The following is a 20,694-nucleotide window of genomic DNA, read 5'->3' on the forward strand; positions in this document are numbered from 1 at the left end:
GACCGATGTCGCAACCCTTACTGAAAGTGACCGACCTGGCGAAAAGCTTTTCCGGCGTCTGGGCCTTAAGCAGCGCACAACTGACCGTCGGCAGCGGAGAAATACACGCCCTGCTGGGGGAAAACGGGGCGGGAAAATCCACGCTGCTGAAGGCGCTCGCGGGGGCGCAGCCGCAAACGCGCGGGGAGATCTGGTTTAACGGCGAAGCGCTGCCGCTGGACGATTCCCCGGTGGAGCGGCAGAACAAGGGGATTATCACCATCTATCAGGAGTTCAACCTGCTGCCCAACATGACCGTCGCGGAGAACATGTTTCTCGGGCGCGAGCCGCGCAGGCGTAACCTGATCGTCGACGAAAAGGCGGTGAATCAGGAGGCGCAGGTCATCCTCGATTACCTGCAGCTGAACGTCGCCCCGACCACGCCCGTCGCCCGCCTGAGCGTCGCGCAGCAGCAGATGGTGGAGATCGCCCGCGCGTTAACCCTGAACGCGAAGCTGATCGTTATGGACGAACCGTCCGCCGCGCTGAGCGACAGCGAAGTGGAAAGTTTGCACCGCGTGGTGCGGGAACTAAAGGGGCGTGGGGTCAGCATTATTTACGTTACCCACCGTCTGCACGAAGTGTTTCAACTTTGCGATCGCTTCACCGTGTTTCAGGACGGTCGTTTCACCGGTACCGGCGCGGTGGCGGAGACCACCGTCGAACAACTGATTCGCCTGATGGTCGGGCGCGACGTGGCGTTTAACCGTCGTCCCGCCAGCGAAACCCACCATGAAGATAAACCTGTCCGCCTGGCGGTGAAGGGGCTGAGCCGCGAAAAGCCGCCGCTGGATCCGCACGGCATCGCCCTGCACGACATCAGCTTCCACGTCCACGCCGGGGAAGTGTTAGGCATTGCCGGGCTGGTGGGCGCGGGACGCACCGAAGTGGCGCGCTGCCTGTTTGGCGCGGACGCGTTTACCTCGGGCAGCTTTGAGCTGGACGGCGTGCCGTACCAGCCGCGCGATCCGCTGTATGCCCTCGACCAGGGCGTGGCGCTGGTTCCTGAAGATCGCAAAAAAGAGGGGGCGGTGCTGGGGCTGTCGATTCGCGACAACCTGTCGCTCTCCTGCCTTTCGTCTCTGCTGCAGTGGCGCTGGTTCGTGAACACCCGCAAAGAGGACGACCTGATTGAGTCCTACCGCCAGGCGCTGCAGATCAAAATGGTCAACAGCGAGCAGGAGGTGCGCAAGCTCTCCGGCGGTAACCAGCAAAAAGTGATCCTCGCGCGCTGCATGGCGCTCAACCCTCGGGTGCTGATCGTCGACGAGCCGACGCGCGGCATCGACGTGGGGACCAAATCGGAAGTGCACCAGGTGCTGTTTGACATGGCGAAAAAGGGCGTGGCGGTGATCGTGATCTCCTCCGATCTGCCTGAAGTGATGGCGGTGTCCGACCGGATCATCACCCTCAGCGAAGGCCGGGTGACCGGCGAGATCCACGGCGACGACGCTAACGAAGAACGGCTGATGACGATGATGGCCATCAACCACAACGCCCTGAACGCGGCATAACGGAGTTTCTCATGACGCAGATGATTTCTAAAACGCAGGCCCCGGTCAAACGCGCCGGACGCATCGATCCCATCGCCTTCTTCGAGCGCTTCGGGGTACTGATTTTCATGATCCTGCTGCTGATCTTCTTCCAGTCGCAGAACAGCAACTTTTTCTCTGAACGCAATATTTTCAACATCCTGACTGAGGTCTCCATCTACGGGATCATGGCGGTGGGGATGACCTTCGTCATTCTGACCGCCGGGATCGACCTCTCCGTCGGCTCCATTCTGGCGGTGTGCGCCATGACCGCAGCGTACGTGATCAAGGGCGACAACTTTACCACCGTCGACCCGAACGCCTGGGGCGGCATGAGCTGGCTGATTGGGCTGGGGATTTGCCTGGCGATGGGCACGGCGATTGGCTTTCTGCACGGTCTGGGCGTCACCCGCCTGCGCCTGCCGCCGTTCATCGTCACTCTCGGGGGGATGACCATCTGGCGCGGCCTGACCCTGGTGATTAACGACGGCGCGCCGATCGCCGGTTTCGATCAGGGCTACCGCTGGTGGGGGCGCGGGGAGCTGCTCGGCATCTCCATTCCGATCTGGATCTTCGCCATCGTCGCCGTTGGCGGCTATCTGGCGCTGCACAAAACCCGCTGGGGCCGCTTCGTCTACGCCATCGGCGGCAACCCGGAGGCGGCGCGCCTGGCGGGTGTCAACGTGAAGCGCGTGCTGGTCAGCGTCTACGTGCTGATTGGTTGCCTGGCGGGGCTGGCGGGCTTCATCCTCAGCGCGCGTCTGGGGAGCGCCGAGGCGGTGGCCGGGATCTCCTTTGAGCTGCGCGTCATCGCCTCGGTGGTGATTGGCGGCACCTCGCTGATGGGCGGCTACGGGCGCATCGGCGGCACCATTATCGGCTCCATCATCATGGGTATTCTGATTAACGGCCTGGTGCTGATGAACGTCTCGGCCTACTACCAGCAGATTATCACCGGATTAATTATCGTTCTGGCGGTGGCGTTCGACACCTACGCCAAGAGCCGTCGCGGCGCACTGTGAGGATCGTGATGAAAGAGGTTCGTATTGGATTAATCGGCACCGGGTATATCGGCAAGGCGCACGCCATCGCCTATGCCCAGGCCCCGACGGTGTTCAACCTGCGCGGCAGGCTGGTGCGCGAGATGGTGGCCGAGGTAAACCCGGCGCTGGCGGCAGAGCGCGCCCGGGCGTTTGGCTTCAACCGTTCAACGGGAGACTGGCGGGCGCTGGTGGCCGACCCGGCTATTGACGTGGTGGATATTTGCTCGCCCAACCATCTGCATAAAGAGATGGCGCTGGAAGCGATCCGCCACGGCAAGCACGTCTACTCGGAAAAGCCGCTGGCGCTGAACGCCCACGACGCGCGCGAGATGGTCGACGCCGCCAGGCGGGCAGGGGTGAAAACCCTGGTGGGGTTCAACTACATGAAAAACCCGACGGCGCAGCTGGCGAAGGAGATTATCGCCCGCGGCGAGATTGGCGAGGTGATCCACTTCTACGGCACCCACAACGAAGACTATATGGCCGACCCGCTGTCGCCCATTCACTGGCACTGCTTCAGGGAGACCGCCGGGCTGGGAGCGCTGGGCGACCTCGCGGCGCACATCGTCAATATGGCCCAGTACCTGGTGGGCGAGATTGAGCAGGTCTGCGGCGACCTGAAGATTGTGGTCCCGGAACGCCCGGCGAAGGCCGGATCGTCGGACATGATTGCCGTCGAAAACGAGGACCAGGCCCACGCGATGGTACGTTTCGCGGGCGGGGCGCAGGGTGTGATTGAAACCTCCCGCGTCGCCTGTGGCCGCAAGATGGGGTTGTCGTACGTCATCACCGGGACGAAAGGCGCCATCAGCTTTACCCAGGAGCGCATGGCCGAGCTGAAGCTCTATCTGCATGACGATCCGGTCAACCGCCAGGGGTTCCGCACGCTGCTGGTCGGCCCGGCGCACCCGGACTACGCCGCGTTCTGCATGGGCGCGGGCCACGGGATCGGCTTTAACGATCAAAAAACGGTGGAGGTGCGCGACCTGGTGGACGGCATTGCCGCCGACGCCCCGATGTGGCCGGACTTCGAAGAGGGCTGGAAGGTGTCGCGCGTGCTGGACGCCATCGCACTCTCGCACCAGCAGGGCCGCTGGCTGAACGTGAACGACATTGTTTGAAGAGGTATCAACGTGGAAAAGCAGTTTGATGTGATATGCATGGGCCGCGTGGCGGTAGACCTCTACAGCCAGCAGATTGGCGCCCGCCTGGAGGATGTCTCGAGCTTCGCCAAATATCTCGGCGGATCGTCCGGCAACGTGGCGTACGGCACCGCGCGCCAGGGTCTGCGCTCCTCAATGCTGGCGCGCGTGGGCGATGAACATATGGGCCGCTTCCTGCGCGAAGAGTTAAGCCAGGTGGGCTGCGACACCAGCCATCTGATTACCGATAAAGAACGCCTCACGGCGCTGGTGCTGCTCGGCATTAAAGACCGGGACACCTTTCCTCTGATTTTTTACCGCGATAACTGCGCGGATATGGCGATTACCGCCAGCGATGTGGACGAAAGCTACATCGCCTCCGCACGGTGTCTTGCCATCACCGGGACTCACCTTTCTAACCCCCAGACCCGCGAGGCGGTGCTGACGGCGCTGGGCTATGCCCGCCGTCACGGCGTGCGCACGGTGCTGGACATCGATTACCGCCCGGTGCTGTGGGGGCTGACCTCCCTGGGCGACGGCGAAACGCGCTTTATTCCCGCCGATCGGGTCACCCGCGAGCTGCAGGAGGTGCTGCACCTCTTCGACGTCATTGTCGGCACCGAGGAGGAGTTCCACATTGCGGGCGGCAGCACGGATACCTTACAGGCGCTGGAAAGGGTGCGCGACGTGAGTCAGGCCACGCTGGTCTGCAAGCGCGGCGCGCTCGGCTGTTCGGTCTATACCGACGCCATTCCGCCCCGGCTGGACGACGGCCTGACGGTGACCGGCGTGCGCGTGGAGGTGCTGAACGTTCTCGGCGCGGGGGACGCGTTTATGTCCGGCCTGCTGCGCGGCTACCTGAACGACGAGGGCTGGGAGCAGGCGTGCCGCTACGCCAACGCCTGCGGCGCGCTGGTGGTCTCGCGCCACGGCTGCGCCCCGGCGATGCCGAGCAAAATCGAGCTGGACGATTATCTCTCCCGCGCCGCGAATGTGCCGCGTCCGGATCTCGATCCGCGCCTGAACCATCTTCATCGCGTCACCACCCGCCGTCGTGAATGGCCCGAGCTGTGCGTGATGGCGTTCGATCACCGCAGCCAGCTTGAGGATATGGCTATACAGTGCGGCGCGTCGCTTGGGCGCATTCCGGCCCTGAAGCAGCTGATCCTGCAGGCCAGCCGCGAGGCGGCGAGCCGCGCCGGGCTGGAGGGCAAAGCCGGTCTGCTGTGCGACGGCACCTTTGGTCAGGACGCGCTGAACGCGATCACCGGGGAAGGGTGGTGGATCGGGCGGCCCATTGAGCTGCCGGGCTCGCGGCCGCTGGAAATGGAGCACGGCAATATCGGCACCCAGCTCATCAGCTGGCCGCAGGAGCACGTGGTGAAGTGCCTGGTCTTTTTCCATCCGGAAGATGCCCACGGCCTGCGCCTGGAGCAGGAGCAGAAAATTGCCGAAGTCTACCGCGCCTGCTGCCGGTCCGGGCATGAGCTGCTGCTGGAGGTGATCCTGCCCGCGACCATGCCGCGCAGCGATGAACTTTACCTGCGCGCCATCTCCCGCTTCTACAACCTGGGCATTTACCCGGACTGGTGGAAGCTGCCGCCGCTCTCAGCCGACGGCTGGGCGTCGCTCGGCGAAATTATCGAACGCAGGGATCCGCACTGCCGCGGAGTGGTGATCCTCGGGCTGGACGCGCCGGCCGAACAGCTACGCGCCGGGTTTAACGCCGCGGCGGGGCACGATCTGGTGAAGGGGTTTGCCGTGGGGCGCACGCTGTTCGGCGACGCTTCCCGCGCATGGCTGAAGCACGATATCGACGATGCGCAGCTGGTGTCGCGCATTCGGGACAATTACCTGCAGCTTATCGCCTGGTGGCGCGAGCGCGGGCACGCATAATGGAGACGACAATGAGTGTACAACTGGGCATCAACCCGCTGACGTGGACGAACGACGATCTGCCTTCGCTCGGCGCGGAGACGCCGCTGGAGACCTGTCTGAGCGAAGGCAAAGAGGCCGGTTTTGCCGGTTTCGAACTGGGCAACAAATTCCCGCGCGAAGCGCGCCTGCTTGGCCCCATTCTGCAGCGCCACGACCTGCTGCTGGTTTCCGGCTGGTACTCCGGCCGCCTGCTGGAGCGCAGCGTGGAGGAGGAGATCGCCGCCGTGCAGTCGCACCTGACGCTGCTGCGCGAGCTGGGGGCGAAGGTGCTGGTGTTTGCGGAGGTGAGCGGCTGCATTCACGGCGAGCAGCAGACTCCGGTGCACCTGCGCCCGCGCTTCCCGCAGGATCGCTGGAAGGAGTATGGCGAGAAGCTCACCGAGTTTGCGCGCTATACGCAGCGGCAGGGGGTGCAGATTGCCTACCATCACCATATGGGCACGGTGATTGAGTCTGCCGACGACGTGGACAACCTGATGACCCATACCGGCGAAGAGGTGGGACTGCTGCTGGATACCGGGCATCTGACCTTTGCCGGGGCCGATCCGCTGGCGGTGGCGCAGCGCTGGGCGACGCGCATCAACCACGTCCACTGCAAAGACGTGCGCGCCGACGTGCTGGCGGACGTGAGAAACCGCAAAACCAGCTTCCTCGACGCGGTGCTGAGCGGCGTGTTTACCGTGCCGGGGGACGGCTGCGTGGATTACCCGCCGATTATGCGGCTGCTGAAGGCGCAGGACTATCACGGCTGGCTGGTGGTGGAGGCCGAGCAGGATCCGGCGATTGCCCATCCGCTGACCTACGCCCGTCTGGGGTATAACAACCTGAGCCGCCTGGCGCGCGACGCCGGGCTTATCTGAGGAGGTGACATGTCACGTCTGCTATCACGCTGGCAACAGCCGAACGGTGAGGGGCGCACCCAGTCCGTCACGCCGGAACGCGCCGGCTGGGAATATGTTGGCTTTGAGGCCTATGAACTCCAGGAGGGGCAGGAGCTGACGCTGCCCGCGGTCAGCGAAGAGCGCTGTCTGGTGCTGGTGGCCGGGCGCGCCTCCGTCAGCACGCCTTCCGCGCAGTTTAACGACATTGGCGAGCGGATGAGCCCGTTCGAGCGCATCAAGCCGTGGGCGGTTTACGTCACCCCGCAGGATACGGTGCAGGTGAAGGCGCTGACGAGGCTGGAGCTGGCGGTCTGCGCCGCTCCCGGCAAAGGCGCTTATCCGACGCGGCTGATTGCCCCGCAGGATATCGACGGTGAGGCGCGCGGCAAGGGGCATAATCAGCGCTACGTGCACAACATTCTGCCGGAAGACAAGCCCGCCGACAGCCTGCTGGTGGTGGAGGTGTGGACCAGTGAGGGCTGCACCAGCTCGTACCCGAGCCATAAGCACGATACGGATAACCCGCCGCAGGAGACCTACCTGGAGGAGACCTACTACCATCGCCTCAACCCGGATCAGGGGTTCTGCATGCAGCGGGTTTACACCGACGACAAAACGCTGGACGAGTGCATGGCGGTCTACAACCGCGATGTGGTGATGGTGCCGAAGGGCTACCATCCGGTGGCGACGATGGCCGGGTATGACAGCTATTACCTCAACGTGATGGCCGGGCCGGTGCGCAAATGGATGTTCACCTGGGAAGACGAGCACGCGTGGATTAACCGGGATTATCCCGCCAGGTGAACAGGAGAATTACGTCACGATGGTCGTCACCTGTCCCGGAAACACAATCTGAATCACGCCGCCCCAGTTGCACATCAGCTTCGACTGCGCGGTCAGGGCGGGCATGCCGCCCACCAGTATTGTCGGCGAACCGGGCATCCAGGGAGCTATGGTTACGGGAATGCAGGGCATCGGCGTCAGCACCCCGATTGCCGCGGCGGTCGCGGCGGCCACGGTCGGGTTAGCCATACTGCTGCACATCCCGAACGGCAAAATGTTCACGAACGATTTGTTGTCCATGATATTCGCCATTGGCACGCTGTTTACCAGAGTACGGCTGATGGGCACTACGCACAGCGTGGAAGGCGCGAGGCCAAACGAGCATTGCAGCGTCGCGCCATTACATACTCCTGGACAACTCATGGTAAGACTCCCAGTTGCCGCCACAGTCGGCGGGCGGCCTCATCGCCGCTGATCAGTTCATTAAGCAACTCCGGCAGCGGCGTATTTCCCCACACACAGGCGCGCTGCAACAAGTAGGGCACCGGGCTGTGCGGCTCGGTGCTCTGCAAATAATCCGCGATCTGCCTGAGCATCTGATAGGCTTCTTCGCGGCTGCCGAAAGCCGCTCCATGGACAAGCATCGGTGCGGCTGGTTGCGCGGCTGGCAGTATCTGTTCAGGCAGTGCGCTGCCCAGTGCCTGTTGACAGGTTTTAATCTTTTGCTCCAGGTTAGTAAACGAGGGGGCAGAAGCCTCTGGCCAGTGCTGGCAGACGGCGTTCAGGCGTTGCAGCCATTCCAGGCTTGTCGCCAGCGCCTGCACAATCGGCGCCTGCTTCTCGGGGGAGAGAAATCTGGCAACGTTGCCCTGCTGCCACCTCGTCAACGACACGCTCTCATCCTCGGATAAAAACAGCGGCGCGTCAGCCACCAGCAGCGCGTAGCGCTGCGCCAGCCAGCTAAGTGGTGCGGCGCGATAGTCGTAATCACCCGCTTGAATTTGTGGATGCAACTCTGTCGGATAACGCTCCAGCGCCAGTACGGGCAGCGCCAGCGCATCGGGCAGGGCAAGCAGCCCGCGCAGGCGCAGCCACGCCTCGCCGAGCCAGCCCATGATCACCAGATCTTTACTGCCCGTGACGGTCAGTTCGCTGGCAATGCGGGCGACCGCTTCCCAGTCAGCGCGCCGGGGCGTGCTTTGCCAGACGCCGGTAGGCAGCGTCTCGTCATCCTGCTGGCGGGCGGCGACCAGTTGGTCAAACTCTGGCGAGTAGCGTATCGACTCGCCGCAGGGGCAGTCGGCGCGGACAGGGGCCAGCAGTGCTTCAATATGTTCCATTAATCCTCTCCTGATAATCCTTGTTCGGTGAGCCTTACCCAGGGCAACGGCGCTTTACCTTCCGCATCCAGTAACGCCACCTGTAAATACACGGTAGTCGTTGCGCGCAGTTGACCGTCGCCCACGGGAAGGGTGAAGCGCAGCGGCAGCGGCTGGGCCAGTGCGCCGCCGACGCGCTGTTGTGCAATCATTCGCAACAGCGACCACGCGCCTTGCCAGCGCCAGCGCCCCGTATCGCCGACAACGGTTATGCCTGGCTGTGATGCGCCCGGCAATGGCCGCCATGCGGAGTTTTTCGCCCAGCGCAGGCTTACGCTCAGAGCGTCGCCGCTGCGCCAGTGCAGATCCACCTGTGCGCCGCCGGGGTAGCTGAGGGTCTGTTGATTTCCGCTCAGCCGCCAGTCGACTATTTGATCTGCGCCGGACTCGTTATTGCGCGAGGTGCGCCAGAGGACGCGTACCGCAACGCCCTTCGGTGAGACGAGAGCCGCCAGTAGCGGTTTTGCCGCTGCCAGTTGTTGGATCAGCGGCGGCTGTCCGGTCAGAGATTCCGGCGGCAGCGTATCAAGCAGTACGGTAAGTTCGCGGACCCGATCGACATCTGCGTCCGGCGCGTGCGGCACGGCGGTAAACGGGAAATGCCCCGCCAGCCAGACGTTATACAGGTTGAAGATCTTCTGCGTCGTGCTGACGCTGGCCTGCTGGCGCAACTGGCGGCAGTTTTGCTGCGCGGCGCCGACCAGCGCTGTCAGCGACTGGCTGTAAAAATCATTGCCGCCGGAGGCGGTGAACTGCGCCAGTTCGCTCTGGCAGTTTTGCGCGGTCAGGGTCGGCAGCGCGGTTGCGAGGGTGGTCATTTGCGCCGGGGGACTGGTCGGGTCCTGCTGTAGCAGACGCTGCATGGCGTTCAGGGAATTAACCCAGCGGACGATTTGCTGATTCTCCGCCGCCGACAGCCATGGGCGCTGTCCGTCAAGCCAGGTGACGTCCTGTTGATAGCGGGTGAGCGTGGCGGAGATCTGTTCCGCCTGGGCCGTCGACCAGGCGGCGATCCGTTCGCCACTGGCCTGCGCCTGCTCCGGCGTGGCATAGGCAATCGCGGGAGGCGCCATGTTTGGCAGCAGCGCGCCGCCCTGCTGGCTCACCCGCGCCATGACCTGCGCTGCGATTTGCTGGCGCAGCCGGGCGGCGCGCTGTGGTCGGGCGAGTTGACTAAAGGCGTCGATTACCCGGTCCGCATCGGCAATGCTGACAGCGCTTCCTTGCGCCGAATCTGGCGCGTCCGCATACAGCGCCAGGTTCATGGCGTTCTCCACCGCGTTCTGCGCCAGCGCGACCAGCTTTGGCCGCCACAGACTGTCAGGCAATTGCTGGACATAGCGCTGGTAACCGCTGAACAACTGCTGTGCCTGCTGCAACTGAAGTACGCCAGGATAGCCCGTGCTGGCTATCGGCGTCAGGTCCACGCCACGCTGCCAGAAAGGGTGGTTGAGCAGATCGCGCAGACTTTTTTGCAGGGCGAGAATATCCGGCGAAACGCTGAAATTGCCATCTGGTGACTGTTCGGTTAACGAAGAGAAATGCAGCCGCGAATCATCCACTTGCGCCATGAAGCGCTGGCGTAGCAGCGCTTCATGGCGTAGCAATTGCGGAATGACGCGATTGTCGATAAGCCGCAGACCGCGCGCCTGGGTCAGTAGCTCATCAAGGGGAAGCCGGACAGGGGAGTGCGCCGCGTCGCGGCTCAGGTTGTTGATGGTCGCCAGCGTTGCCTGTAGACGACCAATCTGGCGCACCAGCGAGCGGACAAACAGTGGCGTGATCCGCGTATCGTTACTGAACAGCGCCAGGAGTTTCTCCAGCCGTTCTTCGCTGTCATCGAGACTGGTGTCCCCGTAGTTCTGTTCCAGCCAGCGCATCGTTTCACGAGAAAACAGCTCGCTGTTTCGCCGGGTCAGTTCGCTGGCGTCCGGCAGATGCAGACGGGCGATGTTGAGAGTGGCGAACAACGCATTCAGGCTGTCTTGCGCGGGCAAAGAATCAACGTCAACGGTGACCCCCCAGATGGAGGACGAGACGTTCACCAGCGTCGTGACTGTCGGCTGTTTTACCTGCAATAGCTGAAGTAGCGGCAGATAGCGGGTCTCCATCTGCTTTGTTTCTCCCAGCAGCGTCTCAATCTGCCGGTAGCGTTCGTCCGGCAGCAGATCTTCCCGCGCGTCCTCTTCGTTGCGCAGGACGTTCAGGTTTTGCTGACAGACGCCGTTAGCGGCGGGCAGCAGCAGGCTGGTCAGGGTGGCGCTATGCAGGGTCTCGCGCAGCTTGCCGTCCGTACGGCTGAACAGCGAACCCGGCCAGACAACGGAGCTGAACTGCCACTGCGGAATGGCATTGAGAATGCGCCAGTAAAAAGCGGCTGTACGCTCGCCGGGCGCGCCGGGTTCTGCGGTCTGGCTGGCGAGCAGTTGCAGGCGATCGTGCAGCAGCAGGGCGTTGGTGTGCTGATACTGCCAGCGCCAGGTCATCACGGCCAGCCACAGCACGCACAGGCAACTGTAGCAGGTGAGGGTAACAAACTGCCGTCGCAGGTTCAGACGCAGCAGTCGGCGAACCGGCATCGCCAGTCCGCGTTCGGCGGCGATTTTCCCGTCCAGCAGGTTCTGGCAAAACTGCATCTGCGGCTTATCGTCCGTTATGCTGCGGGCAACGAACCAGATGCCGCGCAGCAACGGCGGCTCGTCACGGGCATTGTTGCTGAGTAGCGAATCAAAATAATCATGCAGCGGCGTGGCGAGGGGCAGAAAAGACGCCGGCAGGCGAAACAACGACGGGGGAATCTGCCCATTCAGGGCGCCGAGTTCGCAAATTACCTGACGCAGGGCGTGACGGGTGTTGTCCAGCGCATCGTCGATCCACTGCGGCTTCCAGACAGCCTCCCGGGCCACCGGAATGGGGCTGCCAATAGCACTGCGTCGCGCCTGCTCCGGCAGCATTTCCAGCAGCGCCTGCATGCCGTCCAGGCTCTCAAGACCGCCGATCAGCAGATAAATCGGCAGGCTTAGCCCGCACACCTGTTGGATCTGTTGGCAGTTATTGAGCAACTGAACGCGGGTGTTATCGCCGCCGATCAGCGCCTCCAGCGGCAGAGTGACGATCAGCGCATCGAGCGGGCGCTGGGGGCGGCTTCTTACCAACGCTGCAAGGGTTTTTTGCCATTCGTTCTGGCGGATAAGATGTTTCTTGCCGGGGTTTTGCAGGGCCTGGGGCACACAGAGCAGGCTGCACTGCGGATTAAACCACCACTGTCCAAACCAGTGCTCCAGCCCGTCGGTGAGTGACCAACTGCGACAGAGCAGGCGATTCATTTCTTCGTCGCCCAGCATCAAAATACGCGTACTGTCATAGCGATCCTGCCCGCCACAGGCTCGCTGTATCTCCTTCTGCGCGCGGTTAAAGGCGTTATTACGGTAGTCCCATTGCCACCAGACGACCCAGCAGGTCAGCGCCAGTAAAACCAGTACGATAATCACCAGCGTCAGCCAGGGCTGCGTCATGGTTTATCCCCTCCGCAGATCTGGCCGATCGAAAAGGTCGGCAGCGTAGTGGCGCCAATGGCGTCTTCAATGCTCAGCCAAAGCCGCTGGCTTAACAGCAATAGCGCCAGCAGGACGATGATGCCAATCAGGTGCAGGCGCGAGTTGTCGGGTAAGCGTCGGCGGAGCGGGAGCTGTAGCGGCGAACCCAGTGAGTTGGCGTCAAGCCGTGCTGCGATCCCGTCAGCCGCCGCGTCCTGTTGGAAGGCGAAGCGCCAGAGTAGCCGGCAGGTCTCCTGATGCGCCTGAGCATCAAAATCGCTGCGTCTGACGCCAAAGCCGAGCGTCAGGCAGCGCAGGTAGAGGGCGGCCAGATCGCGCTCGGCTGGGTTGCGCGCTTCAAGCAGAGTTTGCACGCGCAGAGGAAAACGATCGCCCGCGCTGTGGCTCTGCCACAGGTGATATTCCAGCGGGCACGTCTGCCAGAAGCTCAGCGCGGGCCAGTCGCTGTAGAGTACGGTTTCATCAATCAGCGCCACCAGGGCATAAACCGCGGCATCGATATGCGCATGGAACGGTGCGCCCAGCTCAAGGTTCAAACGTCGGCCATATTCCGCCACCGTCTGGCAACTGTAGTCAAACGCCTCGCGGTGCAGTTCTGGCGGGGAAAGCGTGGTGCTTTTCCAGTGTTCAAACTGTGCCAGCCAGCGGGAAAATACGTCGTCAAACAGGCGACAGGCGGGCATATCAGGCGCGATCGGCATCGTCGTGATCCTCCTGGCGGTAAAGCACAATCCGTTCCGGTATGACGTCGGTTTCATGTAGCGGCGCGATAACCAGCGGCGTCTCTTTTTCAAACCACTGCGTGGTGAGGGTCAGCGAGAACAGGGCGATGGCGGGGTCGGTTTCCCATTCTCCGCGCTTCTCTGCCGCCAGTGGCGTAATGCCCATGCCGTGCATCCGCTGGCGTCGCAGGATCGCCAGAAACGGCTGGCTGGCAATCAGGCTTTGCCGGAGCCAGGACTCCGCCGACAGCGTGCTGCTGTGCGGCATCAGCACGCCGAGGGTTATCCGTTCCCCGGCGTTAATCCCCGTCGGTAACATCAACGCGAAGTGGTTCTCCTGGTGGCTGAAGTGCAGCCGCAGCAGGCGACGGCGGATACGGGCAAGCTGAGTGTTCAGGTGGGTAAAGAGTGTGGCGAAGCCGGGCAGCATGTCTTGATAGTCAAACCTGGGCAGCAGCGGCAGGGTTTTCTCGTCGCTGAGGATTGCCGTCTGGCCGGTAAACAGACAGAGCGCGCGCCAGAGGTCGAGCGGGTGCGGCTTGCCGCTGTTCAACAGGCACTCCAGCAGCGGCAATGCTCCCTGCAGGCTTTGCAGCGACAGGGCCAGCCTGAGCCAGTCGGTAGTCTGCTGATTCTGCTGCGCTAACTGCATCTCCCGGCTAAGAAAAAGGATTTTTTCCCGCGCCTGTAGACAGAGGTGACGGGTATGGCGAATCAGATAGCTGCTTTCGCTCAACGCCGGCGTGGGAGCGAACCAGTCGTTTTGCCGGAAGCCGCCTTCGGTATAAACAACCTGAAGCAGCGGCAGACAGACGGAGTCGGTACGTTCGTGCTGGCTGATTAGCCGCGGCGCGGGCTGCCAGAGCGGAATGCTTTCGGGAAACTCGCCGCTGGCGAGATCGGGCAGCGGCGCGCTGTTAATGGAGCGATAGCGGGTATTCATGAGTTGCCAGATCCCCGCGCGGTTTGCCGGAGCAACGGCCAGCCAAAGCGCGTGCGCGCTGTCGGGAGAGGCTGGCAGCAGGGCGGCGCAGTCAAATTCCAGCGGCGGATCGCGGCTGATATCGTAGTCCACCGGCAGACCGTCGGGCATGATCGCTTCCAGGCGCAGCAGTCGCAGCGTTCCTGCGCACAGCGCCGCGTCATCCACTTCCATCCGGATGACGCCCCAGAAACAGGGGTTGGCGCAGTGGGCGAGGGCGGCAGCGAGGGCGTCGTTACGCAGCGACTGTAACTGAAAATGCTGGGGCAGCATCGCCATCCCTTCATACCAGCAAACCATTTCGGGAATTGCGTTCATATTACTTTCCTTGAGCAGACGCGATAACCGCCTCATCCGTCATCAACAGCAAATGCAGAGAATCCCGTTTGTCCAGCCGTAACCGGTGATCGCCTTCACTGCGGTAGCGGGCGAACAGCACCAGCGCTTCCGCCGGCGCGCCGCGAAGCGGGTTATCTTCGGCGACAAAGCGCGAACCGGGGACCAGTTCCAGAGACCAGACGCGGAGTCCGCCGGGGGCGTCGCGTAGCAACTGCGATCTGGCGTTAAACCATTGTGCCGCCGAAAGCGCCTGAATGGTGGGAACCAGCGAGGCGTCGGCAATAGCGACAATATCCACGGCGACAGGCGCGTTATCATTGGCATCGGGCGCCGTATCAATGGTGACTGCATTTAAATGCACTTGGGATTGCCACAATGAACAGGCGCAAATTTGCATGCAGAATAAACTGAATAAAATAATGTACAGCGAACGGCACAGGCTGGAAGTCATATAAAATCCTTTTATATCCCCGCTAAGAAAATAGTTAATGCAGGGAAAAGGTTTTTTGATTTAAATCATTATTTGGCACGGCATACAAAAGATAAATGTTAAATTTAACATATTCAAAGAGCGAATGTTTTCATCCCAAATTATTTTTTTTGATTTTTGTTTGTTTGTAATTTATTGATTTTTATATATTAATTTTTTGTTGATTGATTTTAATCAAATGGGAATGTCATGATGAATAAGTAAAAATTAGGTTGAAATTTATTTGTTGTTGTGTTTTTTATAACAGAAAGCGTTATTCAGGAGTCGTGCTCGCGAATTAAAAGGTGTCATATCTTTGACATCAGGAATATTTTTGCATAAAAAAGGATTGATCATGGCAGAAAGCATTCAGCATAAACTCAACAGAATAAGGCCGCCGCGCGTTCAAATTACTTATGATGTTGAAACCGGTGGTGCCATCGAGAAAAAAGAATTGCCTCTGGTTGTGGGTATTCTGGCTGATTTATCCGGCCAGCCCATTTCTCCGCCGGAAAAACTCCGCGAGCGTCGGTTCGTTGAAATCGACCGCGATAACTTTGATGACGTGCTCGCGTCCATCTCTCCCCGGTTGGCGATGCAGGTGAACAACCGTCTGGCGAACGATGGCAGCAAATTCAACGTCGAGCTGAATTTCAAAACCTTCGAAGACTTCACGCCCCTCAACATTATCAACCAGATTAAGCCCCTCCAGCGCCTGCTTCTTGCCCGCCAGCGTCTGCGCGATCTGCTGACCAAGCTGGACGGCAATGACGATCTGGACATGTTGTTGCAGAAGGTGATCACCGACAACGCCGAGCTACAGGCGCTGCGCCCGGCAACGGAAGACACTCCGGTGGATAACGCGTAACCGAAAAGGAGACGGACAATGGATAATGTTCAGGAACAGGTTGAAACCGGCGGGCAGACGGTCACGCTAAGCGTACTGGATCGTATCATTCAGGAAGGCCGCATGGCGCGCGACGAGCTACAGCAGACCTACGCGCGCGACATGCTGGAAGAGTTGGCGACGCAAATTCTTGACGAAGGCATGGTCGTGGAAAGCGACACCATCGCCATGATCAACTATCGCATTGCGCAAATTGACGAACTGATCAGCGCTCAGCTTAACGAAGTCCTGCACCACCCCGATATGCAGAAGCTGGAAGCCAGTTGGCGCGGCCTGCATCAGTTTGTGATGAATACCGAAACCAGCTCTCGCCTGAAACTGCGCCTGTTGAACGTTTCGCGTAAAGCGCTACAGGACGATCTGGAAAAAGCGGTTGAATTCGACCAGAGCACCTTGTTCAGGAAGCTGTATGAAGAGGAGTACGGCACTTTCGGCGGCAACCCCTACAGCGTGCTGGTTGGCGACTTTGAATTTGGCCGCCACCCGCAGGATGTGGCGCTGCTGGAGAAGATTTCGCAGGTGGCCGCTGCCGCTCACGCGCCGTTTATCGCCGCCGCCAGCCCGCGTCTGTTCGACATGGGATCGTTCGCCGAGCTGAGTGTGCCGCGCGATCTGGCGAAGATTTTCGAGAGCAGCGAGCTGATCAAATGGCGCTCCTTCCGCGAAAGCGAAGATTCCCGCTATGTGTCGCTGGTGTTGCCGCACGTGTTGCAGCGTCTGCCGTATGGGCCGGACACCGTGCCAGTGGAAGGGGTTAACTTTGTTGAGGACGTTGACGGGCTGGACGCCAGCAAATACCTGTGGGGCAACGCCGCCTGGGTGCTGGCTAACCGGATCACCGAAGCGTTCGCGCTCTACGGCTGGTGCGCGGCGATCCGCGGCGCGGAAGGCGGCGGACTGGTGGAGCATCTTCCGGCGCACACGTTCTCCACCCCTTCCGGCGACATCAGCCTGCGCTGCCCGACGGAAATCGCCATTACCGATCGCCGTGAGAAGGAGCTTAACGATCTCGGCTTTATCGCCCTGTGCCACAAGAAGAATACCGATACCGCCGCCTTCTTTGGCGGGCAGACCACCAACCAGGCGAAGATCTACAACACCCCGGAAGCCAACGCCAACGCGCGCATTTCGGCGATGCTGCCCTATATCCTCGCCGCCTCCCGCTTTGCTCACTATCTGAAGGTGATCATGCGCGACAAGATCGGCAGCTTTATGAGCCGCGACGAGGTGGAAAGCTATCTCAACAACTGGATTGCCGACTATGTGCTGCTGCGCGACACCGCCCCGCAGGAGATCAAAGCGCGTTATCCGCTGCGTGAGGCGCGCATCGACGTCAGCGAAGTGCCCGGCAAGCCGGGGGTTTATCGCGCCGTAGTGTTTCTGCGCCCGCACTTCCAGCTCGAAGAGCTGACTACCTCGATTCGCCTGGTGGCGGAACTGCCGCCGCCGGCCGCGGCCTGATCGTTAAGGAGATAAACCATGGATGCGATTTTTTTAAAGCTGGACAACATTACCGGCGAAAGTCAGGTGAAAGGGTTTGAGAAGCAGATCGAGATCATGTCCTACAGCCATAACGTGGCGATGCAGGTCACCAACGACGTCAGCAACACCGAGCGCACCTCCGGGCGCGCTCACGTCGGCGAATTCTCGCTGACCAAGTTTGTCGACCTCGCCACTCCGGTGCTTAACGAATACTGCTGCAGCGGGAAGGTCATTCCCACGGCGTTGCTGACGCTGTGCCGTAACGACAACGGCAATATGCTGCCGTTTATTGTCTACACCTTAAGCAACGTCATTATTTCGCACCTGAGCGTCAGCGGCGGATCCGGCGGCAAGCCGGTGGAGACCATGTCGCTGAACTTCACGAAAATTAAATGGGAAATCACCGCCCAGAAATCGGCAGGGCAGAAAGAGGGGAACTCCTCCTCCGTCTGGGATATGGCGATGAACCAGAAAGATAAATGATGATGTCGTCGTCCGTTCCGGTTGCGCTGCTCGACAGGCTGGGAGATGAGAATGTCCCGCCGCGTGAGTCGGTGCGCCGCGAACTGATCCGCCTGTTCAATGCCCGCGCCCCGCAGGAGACCGAAGAGCTGCCGCCGCTGCTTGTTTGGGGTATGCCGGAATGGCACGGACTGAATGCGGACGACGAACGGGCGCTCAGCCAGTTCTGTCGCCAGCTGCGCAGCGCGATTTTGCGCCTTGAGCCGCGGATCGTGGCGCTGACGGTGAGCGTGAAGGATGCGCGCCAGCAGACGCTGGCGCTGCATATCGACGCGCAGCTATGGAATGACGACGCGCCGCTGCTACTGGAGTTGTGCTGGCGCAACGGCAACTGGCAATAGGCGATACAAGGGAAGATCAATGGACGATCGGCTGCTTGATGATTACCTGCAAGAACTGCGGTGGCTGCGTGCGGCCAGCGGCGAGTTTGCCCGTCGCCATCCGCAGGTGGCGGCCCGCCTGCGTTTAAGCGAGTTTGACTGCCCGGACCCTCACGTTGAGCGGTTGCTGGAGGGCTTCGCGCTACAAAGCGCCCGCTTGCACCAGCGGCTGGACGACGGCTTTGGCGAGCTGAGCGAGTCGCTGCTGGAGCAGCTTTCTCCGCACCTGATGCGTCCTTTTCCCTCGACCGCGACCGCCTGTTTTACCCCCGATCCGCTGGCGGGCGACCTGACGCGCGGCTATGTCCTGTCCGCCGGAACGCCGCTCTATGCGCTGACCGCGGAGGGGAAAACGGTCTGGTGGCGCACCGCCCTGGAGCAGACCCTGTGGCCGGTGGCGATTGACTCGCTTGAATGGTGCGATGCCGCGGCCGCGCAGCATTACTGCGGGCAGCCCCACGCGCGCGGCGCGTTGCGCATTCGCCTGCGCTGCCTGGCGCCGCACCGCTTTTCGCAGTTGGCGATGACCTCGCTGCGCGTACATCTTTGCGCTTCGCCGCAGATTAACGCTGTGCTTTTTGATTTGTTCTACGCTCACGTTATCGGGCCGCGGCGCCCGCAGCCGGTGGGCGTACAGAATGCGGCGCGCATTTTGCCGTTTGATGCCGCCGCCCCCGCCAGTGGGCTGGCGCTGAGCGCGTGGATGCACTGTCCGCAGGCGCTGATGTATTTCGATTTGCCGTTGCCGCCGGGGCCGGATGACGACGCGATGACCCTGTGGATCCCCTTTGACCGCGCCCCGCAAACGGCGCTGCCTTTGCAACTGGGCGATATTCGTACCGGCTGTGCGCCGCTGGTCAACTTATTTACCCGTACCTCAGAACCGCTGATCGCCGAACATACCCGCAGCGAACAGCGGCTGGTGGCGGATCACAACGACAGCGCCATGCAGATCTATCGTCTCCAGGATCTGTGGATGAGCAGCCGCGACGCGGCGTGGCGCGTGCCGCCTTATTATTCAGCGCAGGGGCATAGCGACGCCCGCTGGTTCTGGCATGCGCGGCGCCATCGCGCGCAGGGCAATACGCTGTGGCTCACCCTGGTGGACAGCCGCTTCGACCCGGCGGAACCGCCGGAAGAGGCCAGCCTGACGGCCAGGCTATGGTGCAGCAACGGCGAGACGCCCCTGACGCTGGCGGCTGGCACGTCGCTCACTTTCGAACAGCCCGGCCCGGTGGCGCAGGTGCGTCTGCTGGGTACGCCGACAACGCCTTCCGCCCCCGCTGCGCAGGGCGACGCGCGCTGGCGGCTGGTCTCTTCGCTGGCGCTCAACCACCTGTCGCTCACCGAAGGCGAAACGGCGCGGGCGTCGCTGAAGGAGATGCTGGCGCTTTACGCTCCGTCCGGCGCGTCGCCTGCCTTCTGGCAACAGATTAACGGTATCAGCGCCCTGCGCTGCGAGCGGGTAAGCGAACATCGCGGCGGCGAGGCCTGGCGCGGCTGGCGCAACGGTATTCGGGTGACGCTGACGCTTGATCCACAGGCCTTTACCGCCAGCAGTCGCCTGTTGTTTGCCGCGATTATCGCCTGCTATCTGGCGCAAAACGCGACGGCGAACTGCTTTGTACAGTGTGTCTTACAGGATGAAGGGGAGGCGCTGCCGCTATGGCGCGATACCGGAGAAACGGCGCTGACAGTATAGCTGAGCGACTGCGGCGCGAGCCGTGGCGTTTTTCGCTCGAGCAGTACGTCAGGCTGGCTGAACTGCGCGGAGAGATCCCCAAGCTGTGCGGCGACTATAGGCTGGCCTTTGCGCCCGCGGAGATCGGCGTGCAGCGCGATGGCCGCCTGCGGGTATGCAGCCTCGGACCGGGCGGCGCCGACGGCGTGCTGCCCTACGGCTGGCTGGAGTGGCTGCAGCAGGCGACCCAGGACAAAAACGCCGCGCCGCAGGATTTTCTCAACCTGTTTCAGCGGCGGCTGATTGAACACCACTGCCGCAGCCTGAGCCTCTGGCGGCTGGCGACGCCCTATGCCGCGCGGGAGCATGCGCCGGGCTTCGCCATCATGCGCGCGCTGTGTGGCTTTGACTCGACGACCATGCAGGGGCGCGGGTCGCCCCGCCTGCTGGCGCAGAGCGGGCTGCTGGCGAACCGCAGGCGATCGACGGAGGGCTTTATCGCCCTTGCGGCGGCGATGCTTAACGTCACGTTGCGCACAGAAGCGTTTATCGGACGCTGGCAGACGCTGCCGCCCGCGTCGCAGGGGCGCACCGGCAGCCGCCTGGGCCGCGACAGCGTGGCGGGCAGACGCGCCTGGAACCAGCATGCGGCGCTGCGGGTATATCTGGATATTGCTGACGCCACGCAGTGGCGGGCATTTTTGCCCGGCGGCGAGGGGTTTCAGGCCCTCTGCCAGTTGGGGCAAATCTGGTTTGGCGCAGGCGTGTCGCTGGAACTGATGATGCGCGGCGCGCTGACGCTGGACACCACGTTAACCCGCGACCACCCGCCGCTTCTCGGGCGCACCGCGCAGCTCAGGGGGCGCGGAACGTCATCGTTCTGCAACCGACAACATCTTAAGGATTAAGGAGAACG

Annotated in this window: 18 protein-coding genes; 12 read left to right on the forward strand and 6 right to left on the reverse strand. The window is 61.8% G+C overall.

Going from position 1 to position 20,694, the window contains the following annotated elements:
• The first annotated feature begins 5 nt into the window (after positions 1–5).
• The 6 genes from APU02_RS02600 to iolB are packed head-to-tail and all read left to right on the forward strand — an operon-like array spanning position 6 to position 7,379.
• A complete protein-coding gene (locus APU02_RS02600) occupies positions 6–1,553 on the forward strand; it encodes a sugar ABC transporter ATP-binding protein (RefSeq protein WP_060569159.1) in 1,548 nt (515 codons plus the stop codon).
• An 11-nt stretch (positions 1,554–1,564) separates the two neighbouring features.
• On the forward strand, positions 1,565–2,593 hold the full coding sequence (locus APU02_RS02605; protein WP_013098254.1) for an ABC transporter permease: 1,029 nt from the start codon (positions 1,565–1,567) through the stop codon (positions 2,591–2,593).
• An 8-nt stretch (positions 2,594–2,601) separates the two neighbouring features.
• Positions 2,602–3,735, forward strand: a complete 1,134-nt coding sequence (locus APU02_RS02610; protein WP_060569160.1) for a Gfo/Idh/MocA family oxidoreductase — start codon at positions 2,602–2,604, stop codon at positions 3,733–3,735.
• Between the two features lie 12 nt (positions 3,736–3,747).
• A complete protein-coding gene (gene iolC / locus APU02_RS02615) occupies positions 3,748–5,652 on the forward strand; it encodes a 5-dehydro-2-deoxygluconokinase (protein ID WP_060569161.1) in 1,905 nt (634 codons plus the stop codon).
• An 11-nt stretch (positions 5,653–5,663) separates the two neighbouring features.
• Positions 5,664–6,554, forward strand: coding sequence for a myo-inosose-2 dehydratase (iolE, locus tag APU02_RS02620; RefSeq protein ID WP_060569162.1), 891 nt, complete (start codon positions 5,664–5,666; stop codon positions 6,552–6,554).
• A gap of 9 nt (positions 6,555–6,563) precedes the next feature.
• Positions 6,564–7,379, forward strand: coding sequence for a 5-deoxy-glucuronate isomerase (iolB, locus tag APU02_RS02625; RefSeq protein WP_060569163.1), 816 nt, complete (start codon positions 6,564–6,566; stop codon positions 7,377–7,379).
• A 9-nt stretch (positions 7,380–7,388) separates the two neighbouring features.
• Here iolB and APU02_RS02630 read toward each other — a convergent pair whose 3' ends face one another.
• The 6 genes from APU02_RS02630 to APU02_RS02655 are packed head-to-tail and all read right to left on the reverse strand — an operon-like array spanning position 7,389 to position 14,698.
• Positions 7,389–7,781 carry a DUF4280 domain-containing protein gene (locus tag APU02_RS02630; RefSeq protein ID WP_060569164.1) on the reverse strand — a complete coding sequence of 131 codons (393 nt, stop codon included), beginning with the start codon at positions 7,779–7,781 and terminating at the stop codon, positions 7,389–7,391.
• Entirely contained in the window at positions 7,778–8,698 is a 921-nt protein-coding gene (locus APU02_RS02635) for a type VI secretion system ImpA family N-terminal domain-containing protein (RefSeq protein ID WP_060569165.1), read from the reverse strand. The genes APU02_RS02630 and APU02_RS02635 overlap by 4 nt, the downstream gene beginning before the upstream one ends.
• Complete coding sequence (locus APU02_RS02640) at positions 8,698–12,252, reverse strand: type VI secretion protein IcmF/TssM N-terminal domain-containing protein (RefSeq protein ID WP_060569166.1); 3,555 nt, start codon at positions 12,250–12,252, stop codon at positions 8,698–8,700. Before APU02_RS02640 ends, APU02_RS02635 begins: the two co-directional genes overlap by 1 nt.
• The gene (locus APU02_RS02645; RefSeq protein WP_060569167.1) at positions 12,249–12,995 is read right to left on the reverse strand and encodes a DotU family type IV/VI secretion system protein; all 747 of its coding nucleotides are present in this window, start codon (positions 12,993–12,995) and stop codon (positions 12,249–12,251) included. Before APU02_RS02645 ends, APU02_RS02640 begins: the two co-directional genes overlap by 4 nt.
• The gene (gene tssK / locus APU02_RS02650) at positions 12,979–14,316 is read right to left on the reverse strand and encodes a type VI secretion system baseplate subunit TssK (protein WP_060569168.1); all 1,338 of its coding nucleotides are present in this window, start codon (positions 14,314–14,316) and stop codon (positions 12,979–12,981) included. The genes APU02_RS02645 and tssK overlap by 17 nt, the downstream gene beginning before the upstream one ends.
• Position 14,317: 1 nt before the next feature.
• On the reverse strand, positions 14,318–14,698 hold the full coding sequence (locus APU02_RS02655) for a T6SS protein Cts2N (RefSeq protein WP_239692840.1): 381 nt from the start codon (positions 14,696–14,698) through the stop codon (positions 14,318–14,320).
• A 463-nt stretch (positions 14,699–15,161) separates the two neighbouring features.
• Here APU02_RS02655 and tssB point away from each other — a divergent pair, with 463 nt between their 5' ends.
• The 6 genes from tssB to APU02_RS02685 are packed head-to-tail and all read left to right on the forward strand — an operon-like array spanning position 15,162 to position 20,686.
• Positions 15,162–15,674, forward strand: a complete 513-nt coding sequence (tssB, locus tag APU02_RS02660) for a type VI secretion system contractile sheath small subunit (RefSeq protein ID WP_042289041.1) — start codon at positions 15,162–15,164, stop codon at positions 15,672–15,674.
• Positions 15,675–15,692: 18 nt separating this feature from the next.
• Positions 15,693–17,174, forward strand: coding sequence for a type VI secretion system contractile sheath large subunit (tssC, locus tag APU02_RS02665; protein ID WP_042288401.1), 1,482 nt, complete (start codon positions 15,693–15,695; stop codon positions 17,172–17,174).
• Positions 17,175–17,192: 18 nt separating this feature from the next.
• A complete protein-coding gene (locus tag APU02_RS02670; protein ID WP_042288398.1) occupies positions 17,193–17,678 on the forward strand; it encodes an Hcp family type VI secretion system effector in 486 nt (161 codons plus the stop codon).
• Positions 17,678–18,058: a type VI secretion system baseplate subunit TssE gene (gene tssE, locus APU02_RS02675; RefSeq protein ID WP_060569239.1), complete on the forward strand. Its 381-nt coding sequence runs from the start codon at positions 17,678–17,680 to the stop codon at positions 18,056–18,058. The genes APU02_RS02670 and tssE overlap by 1 nt, the downstream gene beginning before the upstream one ends.
• Before the next feature lie 19 nt (positions 18,059–18,077).
• Positions 18,078–19,799: a type VI secretion system baseplate subunit TssF gene (gene tssF / locus APU02_RS02680; RefSeq protein WP_060569170.1), complete on the forward strand. Its 1,722-nt coding sequence runs from the start codon at positions 18,078–18,080 to the stop codon at positions 19,797–19,799.
• Positions 19,763–20,686 carry a type VI secretion system baseplate subunit TssG gene (locus tag APU02_RS02685; protein WP_060569240.1) on the forward strand — a complete coding sequence of 308 codons (924 nt, stop codon included), beginning with the start codon at positions 19,763–19,765 and terminating at the stop codon, positions 20,684–20,686. Before tssF ends, APU02_RS02685 begins: the two co-directional genes overlap by 37 nt.
• Positions 20,687–20,694 lie beyond the last annotated feature (8 nt).

This window comes from Citrobacter sp. 50677481 (genome assembly GCF_001463265.1).
GTDB classification, from domain to species: domain Bacteria; phylum Pseudomonadota; class Gammaproteobacteria; order Enterobacterales; family Enterobacteriaceae; genus Citrobacter_A; species Citrobacter_A sedlakii.